General features: G+C 56.1%; 12 protein-coding genes. 4 read left to right on the top strand and 8 right to left on the bottom strand.

Translation table 11 applies throughout. From position 1 onward, the window contains the following. Positions 1-40: 40 nt before the first annotated feature. Positions 41-721, bottom strand: a complete 681-nt coding sequence (gene folE / locus AC222A_RS10605; RefSeq protein WP_372749119.1) for a GTP cyclohydrolase I FolE — start codon at positions 719-721, stop codon at positions 41-43. A 105-nt stretch (positions 722-826) separates the two neighbouring features. Here folE and AC222A_RS10610 point away from each other — a divergent pair, with 105 nt between their 5' ends. Beyond that, the gene (locus tag AC222A_RS10610) at positions 827-1,861 is read left to right on the top strand and encodes a 1-acyl-sn-glycerol-3-phosphate acyltransferase (protein ID WP_372749120.1); all 1,035 of its coding nucleotides are present in this window, start codon (positions 827-829) and stop codon (positions 1,859-1,861) included. Here AC222A_RS10610 and AC222A_RS10615 read toward each other — a convergent pair. The 6 genes from AC222A_RS10615 to AC222A_RS10640 form a co-directional block, all read right to left on the bottom strand. Then, complete coding sequence (locus tag AC222A_RS10615) at positions 1,814-2,896, bottom strand: EAL domain-containing protein (RefSeq protein WP_372749121.1); 1,083 nt, start codon at positions 2,894-2,896, stop codon at positions 1,814-1,816. The two genes, AC222A_RS10610 and AC222A_RS10615, sit on opposite strands and share 48 nt — an antisense overlap. Before the next feature lie 91 nt (positions 2,897-2,987). Next, the gene (locus AC222A_RS10620; RefSeq protein WP_372758417.1) at positions 2,988-5,576 is read right to left on the bottom strand and encodes a TonB-dependent receptor; all 2,589 of its coding nucleotides are present in this window, start codon (positions 5,574-5,576) and stop codon (positions 2,988-2,990) included. 125 nt (positions 5,577-5,701) lie between these two features. Then, a complete protein-coding gene (locus AC222A_RS10625) occupies positions 5,702-6,097 on the bottom strand; it encodes a DoxX family protein (protein WP_372758416.1) in 396 nt (131 codons plus the stop codon). Next, positions 6,097-6,525 (bottom strand): DUF2784 domain-containing protein, encoded by a 429-nt coding sequence (locus AC222A_RS10630; RefSeq protein WP_372749460.1) that lies wholly within the window; start codon positions 6,523-6,525, stop codon positions 6,097-6,099. The genes AC222A_RS10625 and AC222A_RS10630 overlap by 1 nt, the downstream gene beginning before the upstream one ends. Before the next feature lie 50 nt (positions 6,526-6,575). Continuing rightward, positions 6,576-7,133, bottom strand: coding sequence for a lipocalin family protein (locus tag AC222A_RS10635; protein ID WP_372749461.1), 558 nt, complete (start codon positions 7,131-7,133; stop codon positions 6,576-6,578). 52 nt (positions 7,134-7,185) lie between these two features. Next, on the bottom strand, positions 7,186-8,325 hold the full coding sequence (locus AC222A_RS10640; RefSeq protein WP_486774948.1) for a zinc-binding dehydrogenase: 1,140 nt from the start codon (positions 8,323-8,325) through the stop codon (positions 7,186-7,188). Positions 8,326-8,768: 443 nt separating this feature from the next. Between AC222A_RS10640 and AC222A_RS10645 the strand changes: the two genes are divergently transcribed. Further along, positions 8,769-11,075 (top strand): TonB-dependent receptor, encoded by a 2,307-nt coding sequence (locus tag AC222A_RS10645; protein ID WP_372764771.1) that lies wholly within the window; start codon positions 8,769-8,771, stop codon positions 11,073-11,075. 22 nt (positions 11,076-11,097) lie between these two features. Here the strand turns inward: AC222A_RS10645 and AC222A_RS10650 are convergent, their stop codons facing one another. Beyond that, the gene (locus AC222A_RS10650) at positions 11,098-12,357 is read right to left on the bottom strand and encodes an NADH:flavin oxidoreductase/NADH oxidase family protein (RefSeq protein WP_486774949.1); all 1,260 of its coding nucleotides are present in this window, start codon (positions 12,355-12,357) and stop codon (positions 11,098-11,100) included. 183 nt (positions 12,358-12,540) lie between these two features. Here AC222A_RS10650 and AC222A_RS10655 point away from each other — a divergent pair, with 183 nt between their 5' ends. Then, positions 12,541-13,722: a DUF1214 domain-containing protein gene (locus AC222A_RS10655; RefSeq protein ID WP_486774950.1), complete on the top strand. Its 1,182-nt coding sequence runs from the start codon at positions 12,541-12,543 to the stop codon at positions 13,720-13,722. A 236-nt stretch (positions 13,723-13,958) separates the two neighbouring features. Continuing rightward, positions 13,959-16,178, top strand: coding sequence for a catalase/peroxidase HPI (gene katG, locus AC222A_RS10660; RefSeq protein WP_486774951.1), 2,220 nt, complete (start codon positions 13,959-13,961; stop codon positions 16,176-16,178). The last annotated feature ends 592 nt before the right edge of the window (positions 16,179-16,770 follow it).

Genomic DNA, 16,770 nt, shown 5'->3' on the forward strand with positions numbered 1-16,770 from the left:
AGTTTGGACTAAGTTCCGCCCCGCTTGTATGGCGCGGCTCTCACGCCATAAATGCTGCACGCAAGGACGGTTGTTCCCTGAAGACGCCACCCATGGCCGTCGTTTGCGTCGTAGAGGTAGCATCCTGAACGCCTCGGGCCTTTACGCAATAGTGTGCAGCATTGATGCTGACGGCAACGTCCGGTGTTTCAAGCAGGGTTTGCAGGGCGACAAGTAATTGTCGAGTCAAGCGTTCCTGTACTTGCGGGCGCCGCGCAAAGAATTGTACCAGTCGATTGATTTTGGATAGACCAATAACCGATTGCCGCGGAATGTATGCCACATTGGCAAAGCCATCGATCGTAATAAAATGATGCTCACAGGTACTAGTCAGGCTGATGTCGCTAACCTTGACCATTTCGTCTACCCCCATTTTGTTTTCAATCGCCGCAATCTTCGGAAAGTTGTGGTAGTCCAACCCTGAAAAAATCTCGTACACATACATCTTGGCAATGCGGTGGGGTGTTTCACTGAGACTGTCATCACTCAGATCTAGACCAAGGGTCTGCGCGACAGTGGTCATAGCGGCGCGAATACGCTGGTACTTCTGGTCGGGCGTGAGATGAGTATCGGCGACGGGTGTTTCCAAACCGGCCTCAATTAATGCCCTTCTGACGGCTTTGGCTTCGTTGGAAAGATTGGGCTGGTCAAACCATTGGGGTTGGCTATTGGTGGCTTCCATGGGATATTTTACTCGAGTCAGTCTATGGTCTGTTACGTGGTGGCAGGGGTAGTGGATCAGCCCGAAGGATGAGCGTTGGAACGCGAACACACAGGACAGTAAACCGTGCATTTTTTGTTGAAACACACTCTATTGCGGCGTTTCTTCTCCATATCATTGGTGGGGCTAGTTTCGTTGCTGCTACTGGTGAGCCTTCCGGTCTGGTTGCCGCTTAGTCTGCTTGTTGGGCTGCTGGTTTCCGGCTGGCAGTCCGCCACCCGCTGCCTTTGTTTCATTACAGTGTTCGCGGTGTGTGAATGTCTGGGGGTGCTGGCCGCAGGAGCAATCTGGCTTCAGCGCCCTTTTCTTTCCCACGACGAATATCTTGCGGCCAATCGACGCTTGCAGACCTGGTGGGCAAGTACTCTGAAGGGCGCTGCAGAAAGGTTGTTTCGATTGCACTTCGAGGCAGATGAGATGGCAGCGCTCGATGGACCGGCCGCCATCGTATTGCCGCGTCACACCAGTATTGGTGACACCGTGCTGCCATTGGTATTTTATGCAGCCCAACGCAACTTTGCGGTGCGGTATGTACTCAAACGCGAGCTGTTGCTTGATCCGTGCCTGGATATTGTTGGCAATCGCCTGCCCAATGTTTTTCTTGATCGAGCCTCCGACGAAATGACATTGGAGCTCGATGCGCTGCAATCTCTGGCCAACAGCGCTGGCGAGCGCGACGCGCTGATCATTTATATGGAAGGTACACGTTTTTCCTCGCGTAAACTTGATCGCATTGTGAGCAGGTTGGAATCATCGGATAGTGAGCTCGCCGCTGGCTGGGAGACTGTATTGCCCCCTCGAATGGGAGGCGCGCTGGCGTTGATTGAGGGAGCGCCTGAGAAAGACCTGCTTTTTTTTGCACACACCGGTTTTGAAGGGGCGGGCTCGTTCGCGGCGCTGTTTAATGGCAGTTGGCTAGATGGCCGCGTACGCTTGTGTTTTTGGCGTATAAAAGCGGCGGATATTCCGCGTGATATTCAGGCGCGTCGCGCGATGTTGTTGGCGCAGTGGCGTCATATGGATAAGGTCGTGCAAGGCTTGGCAGCGGGTTTATCAGTGGGTGATGGGCTCTGGCCGGCCGAAGTGAAAACCCTGCAGTAAATCGACGCCGATCTCCTTGCATAATGTGGCGACGTCTTCAGTCTCAACTCCTTCAGCGAGGGTTTGAATTCCCATTTGTTTTACCATGGTGTTGAGTGAGTTCAGCAGCTGGTATTTTGGTGAGTCGGCGCTGGTTAAGCCAGCGACCAGGCTGATATCAAATTTGAGAATATCCGGTGGTACCTCGGCAAGCTCAAGTAGGCGGGCCTGTCCGGAGCCAAAATCGTCGTAGGCAAGGCGGATATTCATGGCGCTCAGCGCGCTTTTCATTTCTGCCATGAGGGTGAGGTCGGTAACGGCAGTCTCGTGTACCTCAAATATCAGATCCAGCGTGGGGTGTAGTTTGCGCAGCCGCTCCATCTCTCGCAGTAGCCGTTCAGGTTGCTGACATTCCTTGGGATGTGAATTAAAGAACAGCGGGGTGGATGCGCCGGCTGCTTCTGCTTCTGCGAAGCCTTTCTGGCGCAAGAGCTCGCTTAGTTCAATCTCCAAATCCAATGCTTGGGCGAGCTCAAACATTTCATAGGGGCTGCTGCCTATTGCGGGGTGAGTGCCTCGGCCAAGCAGTTCATGGCCATAGGTTTCGCCTGTCGTGCGAATAATTACCTGCTGAAACCCACAGACCAACCCCGCCTGAAGCATTTCTGTGAATTCGCGTATCTGGGTGGGAAAATGATTGGGCAGGGTGGTGTCGCCGACCATGGTCTGGCTGCCGAAGTCCTCTTCGGCTTCTTCTGCGGTGAGCGCGAGAAATTCCTGGCTGGCGAAATGCAGCACGTCGCCGTTTTGAATCAGCGTCGGGTGTTGTATACGCTCACGATTTACAAACGTACCGTTGGTGCTGCCAAGATCCAGCAGCACAATGTCGTCTCCGTGCTGCTCAAACTGTGCGTGTTTTCGAGAGGCCTGGGAACTGTTCAATACCACAGCACAGCCCGGCAGGCGTCCGACAACCGCAGGGAATTCCAACAGCTCTATGCGACGGGGCTTGCCGCCGCGCTCCGGATAACTTTCAAGAAGAAACAATAAACTCAAAGGCTTACCTTGTGGTTAGGCTGTTGAGAATAAGCGCTGATGAGTCATTGTAGACCAAAAGATAGGGGCAGCCTAACTGCCGGGGCGCGCCTTAAAACTGTCGCCTCACATCAATCCCCAGCATGCGTGGCTCCCCCCAGCTTTCGTTAAAGGTGCCCGATGAATCGGCCACCGCGACAACACCAATACGGTAGCGCTTATCGGCGAGGTTTTTGGCCCACAACGACACCGTAAGATCACCGTCGGGGTTCATCCAGGTGAAGCGCGCATCGAGCAGGGTAAAGGCGGGCTGTCCGGCCAGTTCTGTGGATTGCTCAAAGGCACGGTAGGAGCCGGGGTCAAAACCGTAGAAAATATCGCTCTTGTAGCTAGCGTCCAGCCGCGCGGTGAGTAAGCCGAAGCCGGTGCTCCACTGGTATTGGGCGCCGATGGCCGCTGATTTTTCCGGTGATACCGGGAAGGTTTCATGTGTTCGATCTACATAGACTTCACGGCCAGACAGTGCAGCCGCCAGATCGAGCTCGGTGTATTCGGTATAACGATACTCATTGGCACTGAAGCTGGCGTTGATCTGCAGCTCCGGGCTGGGCAGCCACAGCAGCTCCATTTCCACACCGCTAATTTCAGATTCACCGGCATTGCCAAACACTACCACCACATTCTGGGCTGAATCCGCGCCCACGGCAATGAGCTGCTGGTCGGTGTAGTCCATAAAGTAGACGGCGCCATTGAGACGCACGCTGCGGTCAAAGGCATCGAGTTTAAAACCGATTTCGTGGTTGGTCACGACCTCCGGTTCTACCCGCTGCAGCCCATCGACACCGCGCGGCTCAAAGAATCCCGATTTAAAGCCGCGGCTCCAGGTAGCGTACAGCATGGTGCTGTCTACAAAGCTGTCATTCAGCCAGGCCTCCGGTAAGTGATAGGACAGGGAGACCATAGGTGTGCTCTGGCTGAAGCTTTCATCGCGTTCATCAAAGCGGCGGCTGTCGTGGTTGATGGGGTAATCCAGTAGGGCGTCGCCGTCGGCATCCGGGAACAGGGCAGCAGCTATGCTGACGGGGTCATCCAGCCAGCGCAGCGGCCCCAAATAGGGGAAGAAATCTGCCGCGCCAGGACCAAATACGCCGACATTATTGGGTGCGCCAAACAAGCCTGTGCCGGTCATTCGATTAGCGATGGCTTCCATGTCGGCTTCGGTGGTGGCCAGCTTTGAGTGGCGCTGTTCATTGGTGTAGCGGTATCCGAGCGTCAGCTCAATCTGGGATGTCAGATCGTAGGACACCTGGGCAAACAGGGCGGTGGTGGTGTTTTCCAGTTCAAAATCCGAAATCACCAGCGGTGAGCCGATAAAGCCGATCAGCGGAACTGTACCGCCGGGTGCTGGCCGAGTGGGGGGTGTTCCGGCGGCTAATTCGCCCAGGGTCTGGCTGTCGAGGCCGCGGAACACATTGGATACGGTAAAGTTCTCGCTGTTGGTTTCGCGCATGGCAAAGGCGCCAAGGGTATAGCGCAGCGATTGATCGGCATTGCTGCCGTTGAGCTGAAATTCCAGGCTATAGGAGCTTCGGTCGCTGTCGTCGGTGTTGATATAGCTGCTCCACAGCGCCGGGCCACCGTCGGGGTCGCTGGCCTGTATCGGCCCTTCGGTTTCACTGCGCAGACCAAGTACGGTTTTTAGCTGCAGGGTTTCCGACAGCTCCCAGCTGGCGGTCGCGGCGAGCAAGGCGGTATCCAGATCCTTGTCGAGGCGCGGATTGGGCCCCTGATCTGCCTTCAGGTCGCCCAGTCGTTCGCGGGAATTGGCTTTGCAGTTCTCTTCAAAGGCAGTGAGATTGGCCGGGTCGGTATCGCCGGGGTGAACTACCCAAAGCCCCTGATAGTAGAGCGAATCCTTGGTAGGTATCTGGCAGTTTATGCCCGCTAGATTCTCGCGAATCTTGCCGAGAAAGGTCTGGGTGTCGAGGCTGAAACTTGCGGAGGGTTCCCAGCGCGTCTGAAACAGTAGCGCCTGTCGGTCATTGCTCGGGTTGCCGCGATTGCCTTGGGAAATATTTTCGAAGTAGCCCTCGTCCTTGGTGATGTGTACAGCGGTGCGGGTAAAAAAGGTGTCACTGACGGGAATGTTGATACCTGCCTTGAAGCGTCGATGCCGGTAGCTTCCCAGCCCCATTTCCACATAGGCCTCGTCGCTGTCATCGGGCTTGCGCAGGCTGACAACCATGGCGCCGCCGGTGGTATTTTTGCCAAACAGGGTGCCCTGTGGGCCACGTAAAACCTGAATGCTGGCGATGTCTACGGTGTCGAGCAACTGGCCATCGGAGCGTGGCAGGAAGAGATCGTCCAGATAGACGCCAACCGTCGGATCAACGCGAGCAAAGCCAGTGCGTTCGCCGATGCCGCGAATATAGATTTGGTTGGCCTGCCCCTTTCGGATTTCGAGGCTGGGCACGCTTTTGGTCAGTTCCTGAGTGTTGGCAATGCCGCGTTCGCGCAGGTCTTCACCGCTGATGGCACTCACGGCGATGGGGATATCCTGCATGCTTTCGCTGCGTTTGCGGGCGGTCACCAGCACTTCTTCGAGCACGCCGCTGGCGGCGATGGCGTCTGTTGTCGCAAAGGCGGCAAGCAGGCTGAGTGTCAGAAGGTTCTTGTCCGTGCGACGATAACGAAAAGGCATCGTGGTACTCCTGCGCTGCTCGGGCTGCATTGCCCGAATCGTTTTTATGCAAACCTATAGTAGATGTGCTGGCGCAGGGATGGGTGACAATTGCGTAACCTTGTTTTGCCTTCGTACCGCTCTTTTTATATAGCTTTGGGCTCTCGGGTAGACCACCAGATGCAATAAAGAAGAAAGACCTGGACCAGCAGCCGGATACTGAGGAAGGCCTCAGACGTATCGGGAAACAGCTGCGGGTTGAGCCACATATGAACGTTTACCGGCGTTACCACCAGTGTGAGCACAAACAGGCCGTTGCCCGCCCAGCGGCGATAGCGTGGGATGAGCAGGCCGAAGGCACCGAGCAGCTCAAAAACACCGCTGATATACACGGCCGGATAATGCCAGGGCAGATAGTCCGGCATGATGTTGGCGAAAAAATCGGCGGCAAAGAAATGGCCGAGACCGCCGGCGAAGAACCATAAAAAAACAAAAATCAACGCGGCTGCTTGCAGTCGGTTTGGCGGCAGGTTCAGAGTCATTAGGTGTGCTCTTTATCAGAAGTATTAGCATTAAATGGTCGAGGCGGTAGCCACCGCCAGCTGGCCAGGGTGACGCCGCCAACCAGAGTGTACAGCGCGATAAATACCCATGGCGGCGCGCGATAATACAACAGGGATTCCAGCCAGTGACCAACGAAACTGCCGGCGTAGACTGCCTCGCCCGCTTGATCCCGCAGTGCGATTTCCCAGTGCGTCAGTGGACACAGCATGCCGAGCCAGGCCTGAGCCGCCACTACGCCGATGGCGAGCAGATGCAGATAGCGGAACCAAGGGTTGCGCAGCCACGGCCAGCGCCAGATAGCGCCAAGCACGAGTGCAATAACGCCACCGCTGATAAACAGCACCACGAGGGTGTGAATCAGCAGAAGTGCGTCAGCCGCCAGTGCATAGCCCTGTTCCACAGTCATAGTGGTTTAACGCTCCCACGTTCGAAGGCTGTGGTCAATCTGTTAACGGCTTAGCGCGCTGGCCGCGGTTGAGTTTCGGGCCACCGCTGGGGCTGGCGGACAAAGTCGTCCAGCGAATAGCCCATTGCGGCAATGCGCTGCAGCATGGCCTGCCATTGATTGTCGTCAATGGTTGGTTGGCGAGCCATCAGCCACACATAGTCGCGTGCCTGGCGGGCAATGATGGTCAGCGAATAATCGGCATCCACGTAGGCTATGCGGTAGTCGGCTTTGAAGGGCCAGAGAAACTGCATTTTCCACTCACTGTTTCCAGTACCCGGTACCACGCTGGCGCTGGGGCGAAAGGTCTTCAGCGGCCCGTCGGGGCTGCCTTTGCGGAAACGGTAGACGGTGACGATGCGGCCGTCCTCGTCGAGGCTGTAATGTTCTATGCCGTTTACCGCGTCGCGTTCCGGTGGCAGGGGAATAAAACCCAGAACATACCAGGCGCCCATGAAGCGCGGCAGATCCACGTTCGGTGGGGTTGGAAGGGGCGGTTTGGGCGTGCCAGCCGAGCAGCCCAGGAGGGCTAAACAGACGGCAAGGAAGAAAAAATGTCGCACAGACACCTCAAGTTTGCATTGGCTTAAGGGACTGTACGACATAGCGGCGATTTTGGAGCTACAGCGACGGGTTGATCAGGTATTTTTTGCCCGTTGCCTGCTGACTGTAACCGGCGACGATGTCTGCTTTGAGAGCGTCGGTCAGCGAAATCTCGTCGCTATAGTGGCTGGCAAAGGTGGTGGTCAGCTCGTCGGCTACCCGCTTTTGTAATTCGAGCGTGCGCTCTGGCCCTACTTTTTGTAGGAAAGGTGTCAGCAGCCATGCATTGATGCCCCAGCTGAAACCGAAGTTCCGGCTGATTACCGTAGGCGACAGGTCAAGGCTGCCGTAGATATAGAGCTGTTTAAAGGTGTTCGAACCATAGGGGCCGGGCAGCTCCGTGTCTTTCAGAGCCGCTTTTTCCATGCAGGTGAGAATGCGGCTGCCGAGCTCGCCACCGCCGGTCGCGTCAAACGCCACGTAGGCGCCAGTGGCTTCAATGGCGGCAGTGAGCTGCTGCGAAAAATCTGCGTCGCTGGAGTTGCACACATATTTGGCGCCCTGGCTTTTGAGTAGCTCAGCCTGCTCGGGTTTGCGCACAATATTGATCAGCTCGACGCCGTCTTTCAGGCAGAGACGGTTTAGCATCTGCCCCAGGTTGGAAGCGGCCGCCGTGTGGATGATCGCCTTGAAACCTTCTCGGCGCATGGTTTCCACCATGCCGAGTGCTGTTAGGGGGTTCACGAAACTGGACGCGCCTTCGCGTGCGCTGGTGCCTTCGTTCAGCGGCAGACACTGCATGACGTTGACCTTGCGATACTGGCAGTAGAGCGCGCCATCCATGACGGCTACGGTTTTACCCAGCAGGGCTTGGGCGGCCTTGCCAGAGCCGGCTTTGACTACGGTGCCGGCGCCTTCGTTACCGGCGGCCAGCGGTTTGCCAATACGCGGTTTTACTCGGCTTTCAAGGCCGGGACGCAGTTTGGCACGATACTCAGTGGCTGCGCCGCTGCCGGTGGTTTCCCCGGTGCTCACATCAGCTGGCGAAATCAGGGTGGCCTGATCGGACGGATTAATCGGAGTGGCTTCGATGCGCACGACCACCTCGTCCTCGCCCGGCTCGGGTATGGGTGCTTCTTTGAGCAGCAGTTTCAGGTATCCGTCGTCGGTTACCAGTGAGCGCAGTTGCAGGCCGGTTTTTGGTGTGTCGTTGGTCATTCCCTAAATCCTCAAAGCAAACAATCCTCTAGCCTAGCACCTGTGGCAGCTGTGTGCGTCAAAGACTGCGCAGAAGTGCGGTCGCTAGTTGTGCAAAATTGCAGGGGGCGCCTTACTCAAATAGCAAGAAATCCGGCAGAGTCTGCGGTTACGCTGATTAGGGAAAATAGCAGCGCGCAATGCGCTGAAGTATTCATCCGGTGAAGTGGCAATATGACGACAAAAAATATACTCACGCTGGCCGGATCAGGCCGCTGGCGGTAAGGCTGCGGATGCCAACAATTATCTGCTGGCGGCAGATTGCCCGTCATGAGATTCGAACCGTTTCTTTACCAGTGCTATATTCAATAGCTTAGACCTCACCATAAATACAATCAGACGAGGCTTTAGTGTTGATCAATAAACAATCACCTGCTCTCCTGTGCGCCGTTTTAGCGGCTGTCTTGCCATTTTCTGCCGCCAGCGAGGCGGAACCCCGCGTTATTGAAGAGGTGCTGGTTACCGCCAACAAGCGGGTGGAAAGTGCCCAGGATGTACCGCTATCGATCTCGGTGATTGGTGGCGACTTTGTGCGCGAATCGGGAATTAGTGATGTAGGCGAAATTACCCGCTATATCCCTAATGTGAATTTCGATGCATCGCTGGCGCTTTATACCACGGTAACCATTCGCGGTTTTGGTACGCCACCGCTGGGGATCGGCTTTGAGCCTTCCATTGGCCTGGTTATTGATGACGTGCCGTTCGGTCGTTCTACGTTTACTCAGGATGCGGTGTTTGATCTCGAACGACTGGAGGTACTGCGCGGGTCTCAGGGCACGCTGTTTGGGAAGAACACATTGGGTGGGGTATTCAACTTTCACACGGCGGCGCCTACGGTTGAGCCCGAAGCCTACGTCAGTTACTCGCGTAAGGAAGATATTACTAACGATGCCGTTGAGCTGGCTATTTCCGGGCCATTGCTGGGCGACACCGTGCTGGGCCGTCTCGCCTACCGCTACAGTAATGGCGATACGCTGGAATACAACAGCACCCGCAATGAGCAACAAACCCAGCGCGATGAGGGGCTGAGAGCCAAGCTGCACTGGGATATCTCCGACACCTTGGCCACCAAGCTCAACCTGTTGCGAGCCCGATCACGCACCAAGGGTTATACCCAATCCCTGTATATTGCCAGTGAACGCAGTCTGCGGGTGTTTCGTGAATATGATCCCGAGACTGAAGCTGACCCCTACGATCAGAATACATCCACCGACGGCCTGACCTTGTCGGACCGTGAAACAGATGCCGCTTCGATCCAGACCATCTGGCAAACACCGGCCTTCTTTGGGCTCGATGCCACCCAGCTCACCACGATACTGGCCTGGTCGCAGGTGAAAACACCCTATGCGCTGGATGTGGATTACTCGCCGGTCAATCTGGTGGTGTTCAATGGCCCGCCGCGCGGCAACCCCTACTCCCAGCGGTCGATCGAATTTCGCTTTGATGCCAGTGCCCCTTCCATGTTCGGGCTGGGTGATGGCGTGGATTTTGTGATTGGACTGTTTGGTCAGCGCTCCAAGGTGAATGTGTTTCAGGATATCGATGTGGACCTGAACGGCCTGGTGGCCTTTGGCCGGGCGGGCGCCATTGTGCAGAATCAGCAGGCGCCCTTTGATCCGGTTCTGTTTGGTCTGCCGGTTGATACCACGGGGCTGATAATCGCCGGCGAGCGCGAGCGGTTTATCGCCGGTACCTCGGCACAAACCACCTCCTATGCACTGTTTTCCCAGCTTAACTGGGGGCTGACCGAAAGGCTGAATCTAACGCTGGGGTTGCGCTATGGTGAAGATGAATCCACTGGCGCTTCATTTTCTGCGGTGGCAGAAGGCAATAGCCTGTCGGCCGGGTCGCTGCAGCAGGAATCTTTCAGCAACGCCGATCTGGAGCGCAAGGAAACCAACGTGTCGCCGAAAGTGGCTATCAACTATGAAGTGGTTCCAGACATCAATCTATATGCCAATGCAGTGAAAGGCTTTAAGGCTGGTGGCTTTGACTTTGCGCCGCTCAACCCGAACAACTTGGAATATGCGGCGGAATCGGCAGTCACCTACGAGGTGGGCTTCAAGTCGCGCCTGTTGCAGGGTTCGCTGGTACTGAATGCGGCGATTTTTGATTCCGAGGTGGAAGACCTGCAGATTCGTACTTTTAATGGAGTGACACTGGTAACAGACAACGCTCCGGAATCCGTGAGTCGTGGCGCCGAGCTGGATTTCTTCTGGTTGCCACCGTTGCAGGGGCTGAGCCTGTCGGGCAGTGTCGGCTATCTGGACGCGACGTATGAGAACTTTCCCGATGGGCCGCCCGTGTTCACGTCGGGTCAGGATGATGGGCAGGATCTGGCGGGTAAGCCCCTGCCTTATGCCTCCCAATGGAATGCGACATTGTCGCCGCGTTATGAGTTCGGGTTGTTCGGTATTGACGAATTGCGTGCCAGCGTCCGCCTGAATATCAGTTATGACAACGGCCGCTATCTCGATTCGGATATTGACCCCAATACCTGGCAGCCCGGGGTCACCCGGGTTGATGCCGGTTTAGGCCTTAGATCGGAAACCCAGGGTTGGTCAGTGTCGCTGCACGCCAAAAACCTGACGCAGGAAAAAGACGCGCTGCTGATTCTAGATCAGCCGTTATTGCCCGGGAACTACACTATGACGCCGTATCCGAATCACACCACTTACCTGTTAAGTGTGCGCTGGGATATCGGCGGCTAAGGGGGTCGCCGTACCCCCGCGTTCAAACGTTAAAGGCGCGGTTTTTTACGAATGCCATTTCCGCGCGGCGGTGCCGCGCAAATATTCGCAGCAGGTTTTTATCGCTGGTATCCGGCTGGCGATGGTTGGCCAGATCCACAATATGGCGGTAATACCACTGGGTTGCGGCGCCGAAGTTCAGCGCCCGGATTTGTCGGTTTGAACTGGTGGGACCGAGCCAGCCCGGCCCCAAGCGCAAGCGTTTTTCCCAAGGTGTGAAAGTAACGTCTTCGCCGTTGAGCAGTTCGTGCACATTGGGTTGTGTGCACAGCGGGCGCCCCAGTCCAATTACATCAAGCGCGTTGTCTGCCAGTGCCGCGTGCATCGTATTGCTGCTGCGAAAGCCACCGGTTACCGCCAATGGCAGCGAGGTGGCACTGCGAATCTCCTTGGCATAACTGAGAAAGTAGGCTTCTCTAGCTTGGGACGCCGATGCGGCGGGTGTATCGCCCATCAATGCCAGTTGCTCATAGGTGCCGCCAGAAATTTCCAACAAGTCGATGCCAGCCTGTTCGAGCCAGCGGGCGACCTGTGTGCTTTCATCCAGCGAAAAGCCGCCTTGGGAAAAATCCGCGCTATTCAGTTTTACCGAGATCGGGAAATCCGTGCCCACGACGTCGCGGGTGCGCCGTACCGCCTCCAGTAAAAAACGGGCGCGATTTTCCAGGTTACCGCCCCAGGCATCACTGCGCCGGTTGGCAATGGGCGAGAGGAATTGACTGATGAGGTAGCCGTGGGCAGCGTGAATTTGAACCCCGGTAAATCCGGTCTGCTTTGCGACGCCCGCGACGTGGGCATAGCGGCTGAGCGTGTTGTCGATATCGTCCGCTGTCATGGCGCGCGGCTGGCCAAACAACCCGGCGAGTTTAAGTTTTACCTCGGATGGGGCCAGTGGCCGAGCGGCCACCAGTTTCTGGCATTGTCGGCCGGGGTGGTTTATCTGCATCCACAAATGATTGCCGGCCTCGGTGCCAGCTTTTGCCCAGTTGCGCAGTGCGTCCAGCCCGCCGTTGTTATCAATCACCACGTTGCCCGGACGCTCCAGAAAGCGTCGGTCTACCATAACGTTGCCCGTGACCAAGGTGCCTGTGCCGCCTCTACTCCAGCAGCGATAGAGGGTGTTGTGTTGTTCGGTGGCCCGGTCGTGTGCATCGGCGAGCCCTTCGGTCATCGCGGATTTAAGTAAGCGGTTGGGCAGTATGGCACCGCAGGGCAGGGTTAGCGGTGTATTCAGTATTGTCATCCAGTTTGCCTTGCCTGTTATCGTTATTAAGTAAACCTGCTGCACGGAAGCTATTGCAGGACGCTAACGTAGTGGAGCTAAGGTAGGGAAGGTAGCGGCCCACGGTGTCTGAATCAACGGTAATCCGCCGTCCGTGTTCGCACCGCTATAGTCAGTTAATCTAACACGGAAGGTGAGAATGACATGGCGCGACTTTTCGGTGGGTTGGTTGTTTTGTTGCTGCTGGCAGCAAGCTATTTTTATGGTCTCACTCACGGTAGCGTGACAGTGGAAGCGCCGCCAGCGGCATGGGCGCAGAGCGAGCCCGCTGCACAGGCATGGCAGCAGCATATGGTCAGTCTGGAGGCCGCTGCGGCTCGGGTTATGGCGATAGCGCCGGATACCCGCGAACGCGAGGCGGGGTTGGCGTATCTCGCGCAATTATCGTCGGCGGCGTTGGAAATGAAAGTGGCCAAGGGCGATCCGGCCTATCCTGGCTTTACCGACTGGATGGCGGACTACCGCAAGTTTCTGGGCGACAGCCCTGATGCGGTTTACCACACCGCTGAAATTGATGCCCGTTATCAGTATGAAGTGACGGGCAATCGAGGTGATGCTGCCTACCTGGGGTTTATGCTCTACGGCACCGCCGCCAATGGCTGGAATCGGCCGGCGGGCAATCTGTCCACCCAATCCCTGACAGTTGATGCCAAGGGCAATTTTCGAGTGTTGTTGAGCACCGAGCGCCCCACAGATTACCGCGGCGATTGGCTGCAGCTGGACGATGATATTCATATGCTGATGGTGCGGCAGTACTACCATCGACGAGATAGGGCTCGGCTTGCCCGTTTGGCCATTCGCAACCTGAGTGCAGTGGGCAGAGAGCCCTTGCCGCTGGCCAAGCGTCTGCATGCAGCCACGACTTTTTTTAATGAAACCCTCAATGGCAATATCGCACTGATGGCCATGCTGCAGGCTTCGCCCAACAGCTTTGAGCCGCCAACCTCTTATAACCAGTCCTTTGGCGGCGTATTTTATCCCACCCACGACAATACCTATTTTGGCACGTGGTTTAGCCTTAACGACGATGAAGCGATGGTGGTTGAGGGCGTGGCGCCGGAGGTGGACTACTGGTCAATCTCTATACAGAACCGCTGGATGCAGTCGCTGGATTACCAGGCGGCTCCGCACACCAGCCTTAATAATAGAGATATTGAACTCGACGAAGATGGTCGCTATCGGGTGATTGTCTCTCGCGAAGCATTGGCGAACGCAAACTGGCTCGATACCAACGGTTACAACCATGGATTGCTATCGATTCGCTATCAGCTGGCCGAAGGGGCTCAGCCGCCGCGTCTTAAAATCGTAAAACGCGACCAACTCTAGCTTGTGTTTGAGTGCATCGCGGGGCTGTTTGGGCTCGTTTTCGGTCGCATGATTTACGATCGAAAAAAGCTATCATATCGTTCAATAAATACTATTTTCCCTATGGGTGAATTGGGTCTATAACTAATAAGACGTATACGGCCTGCCGTCGCACCCCCGTGCGTGTCACGGCCCACCCCATCCATTGCTTCGGAATGCCCGTAGAAGTGGATCTTGTCACCATAAGGAGAACAACCATGATCAAGCCCGCGATACCCTCATTGACAGCGCTGGCCATCGCTTTGTCGCTGTCTATGCCGGCGGCCGCTGGCAAGGGCGGCCCCACCAACGAGTTCTGGTGGCCGGATAAGCTCGATTTGCAGCCCCTGCGACAGCACGATGCGCAATCCAATCCGCTGGGTGAGGATTTCAATTACGCAGAAGAATTCAAGAAACTGGATCTGGCTGCCCTTAAGAAAGACCTTGAGGCGCTAATGACCGATTCTCAGGATTGGTGGCCCGCGGACTACGGCCACTATGGTCCCTTCTTTATCCGCATGGCCTGGCACAGTGCCGGCACCTACCGTGTATTTGACGGGCGCGGCGGTGCCGGTGGTGGCCAGCAACGCTTTGAGCCGCTGAACAGTTGGCCCGACAACGTCAATCTCGATCGCGCCCGCCGTCTACTGTGGCCGATCAAGCAGAAATATGGCAACCAGATTTCTTGGGCCGATCTAATGGTGCTGACCGGCAACGTTGCCTTGGAATCCATGGGCTTTAAAACCTACGGCTTTGCGGGCGGTCGCGAAGACGACTGGGAGCCGGATCACGTGTACTGGGGTGCCGAGAAGAAGTGGCTGGCGGGTGACAAGCGCTACCACGGCGACCGCAAACTGGAAAAGCCACTGGCGGCTGTGCAGATGGGTTTGATCTATGTGAACCCCGAGGGCCCCAATGGCAAACCAGATCCTCTAGCCGCAGCCAAAGATATTCGAGAAACCTTTGGTCGTATGGCGATGAATGACGAAGAAACCGTCGCCTTGATCGCCGGCGGGCACACCTTTGGTAAAGCGCATGGTGCCCACAAACCCGAGGAGTGTGTCGGCGCGGACCCGGCCGCCGCACCTATTGAACAACAGGGGATTGGCTGGAAGAACACGTGTGGCAAAGGCAATGCGGAAGATACCATTACCAGTGGCCTGGAGGGCGCCTGGACGGTGAGCCCCACACAGTGGACCACGCAGTACCTGGATAACCTGTTCAACTTTGAATGGGAGCAGACTCGCAGCCCGGCGGGCGCCATCCAATGGGTGCCGAAGAATGGTCAGGCGGCCAATCTGGTGCCGGATGCCCATGTGGAAGGCAAACGCCATGCGCCCATTATGTTCACCACGGATTTGTCGCTGAAAATGGATCCCGCCTACCGCGAAGTGTCGAAACGCTTCCGGGAGAATCCGGAGGAGTTTGAAAAAGCCTTTGCTCGCGCTTGGTTCAAATTGACCCATCGCGATATGGGCCCCAAGGCCCGCTATATTGCGGGTGATCTGCCGGCCGAAGATTTGCTCTGGCAGGATCCGATACCGAGCGCGGACCACAAGCTGATTGGCTCCGGCGATATCAAAAAGCTCAAGTCCAAGATTCTGGATTCCGGGTTGACCGTGCCCGAACTGGTGCGCACCGCTTGGGCGTCGGCGGCAACTTATCGAGGAACCGATATGCGTGGTGGTGCCAACGGTGCGCGGTTGGCGCTGGAGCCGCAGAAAAACTGGGCTGTTAACAACCCGGCTGAAGTGGCGAAGGTACTGTCTACGCTGCAGTCCATCCGCAAGGACTTCAATGAATCCCAGTGGTTTAATACAAAAGTGTCGCTGGCTGACATGATAGTTCTGGGTGGCGCCGCTGCGATAGAAAAGGCGGCGAAAGACGCCGGTCACGACATTGTGGTGCCATTCACACCGGGTCGTGCGGATGCGACGCAGGCGCAGACGGATGTGGCCTCCTTTGCGGTGCTGGAGCCCAAGGCTGACGGCTTTCGTAACTACTACACCCGAGAAAGCCGCTACACGCCTACCGAGGCTTTGGTGGATCGCGCCAGCCTGCTGGAGCTGACTGTGCCGGAAATGACTGTCCTGGTGGGGGGGCTGCGCGCGCTGAATGCCAACAGTGGCGGCGCCCAACACGGTGTCTTCACCAAACGTCCGGGCACCCTGAGCAACGACTTCTTTGTCAATTTGCTATCGCTGGATACCCAGTGGAGCAAGGCGAAGCAGCAAAAGGGTATCTATGAAGGACGCAACCGCAAAACCGGTGAGCTGCAATGGACAGCGACGCCAGTGGATTTGATCTTTGGTTCCAACTCGGAGCTTCGGGCGGTGGCTGAGGTCTACGCGATGAATGGTTCAGGCAAGCGCTTTGTGCAGGACTTTGTCGATGCCTGGGTCAAAGTAATGACCCTGGATCGGTTTGACCTGAGGTAAACCGAACTTTTCCTTCCCAGTGAAAGGGGGCTTCTCAGGAAGCCCCCTTTTTTTATGGTTCTTCTTTTATGGCTCTTCGTAAATCCATGTGTAGGCAGGCTTTAATTTAGGGGCTCTACACCCTTTCCCAGCGGGTAGAGGTTGCTCGCGGGCGAGCGCTACATAGCGAATGTTAACGCCCTCGGTGTTCCCTCGAAGTAGCGATCAGCCTTTTTGTGCCAGCTTTTTATGGATCGATTCGCAAAATGCGAATTGATTTTGGAGGAGTATTTGCAAAATGCGAATTCTGGCCTTGTCGTGCCAGTACGCCAGGGGCCCTCAGTCGGCTGTAGGCACGCTGTGATCATCCATAACCAAATGATTTATAACAACTTATAAAAATAATTCTAAAAGTTGGCAAGGTTGGTACGCGCTCTGCAATAACCCTGTCATAGAGCAACACAAGGCCAACAGGCACAGCTCTTTAACCGGGTGACCGCGCCACTGAAGAGGGGGCAACGAATCCCAAACCTTAAACTGAAAAATTTTGAAAACCCAAACTCAACACACGAGGAAATACCCATGAAAGCGAACGTATCTAACTTGAAAGGCA

The sequence above is a fragment of the Litorivivens sp. genome (genome assembly GCF_057445395.1).

What these genes read in the sequence shown, in the direction of transcription:
- AC222A_RS10650 (WP_486774949.1), bottom strand. Translation starts at nt 12,357, where the DNA reads ATGACAATACTGAATACACCGCTAACCCTGCCCTGCGGTGCCATACTG.
- AC222A_RS10655 (WP_486774950.1), top strand. Translation starts at nt 12,541, where the DNA reads ATGGCGCGACTTTTCGGTGGGTTGGTTGTTTTGTTGCTGCTGGCAGCA.
- AC222A_RS10625 (WP_372758416.1), bottom strand. Translation starts at nt 6,097, where the DNA reads ATGACTCTGAACCTGCCGCCAAACCGACTGCAAGCAGCCGCGTTGATT.
- AC222A_RS10620 (WP_372758417.1), bottom strand. Translation starts at nt 5,576, where the DNA reads ATGCCTTTTCGTTATCGTCGCACGGACAAGAACCTTCTGACACTCAGC.
- AC222A_RS10640 (WP_486774948.1), bottom strand. Translation starts at nt 8,325, where the DNA reads ATGACCAACGACACACCAAAAACCGGCCTGCAACTGCGCTCACTGGTA.
- folE (WP_372749119.1), bottom strand. Translation starts at nt 721, where the DNA reads ATGGAAGCCACCAATAGCCAACCCCAATGGTTTGACCAGCCCAATCTT.
- AC222A_RS10630 (WP_372749460.1), bottom strand. Translation starts at nt 6,525, where the DNA reads ATGACTGTGGAACAGGGCTATGCACTGGCGGCTGACGCACTTCTGCTG.
- katG (WP_486774951.1), top strand. Translation starts at nt 13,959, where the DNA reads ATGATCAAGCCCGCGATACCCTCATTGACAGCGCTGGCCATCGCTTTG.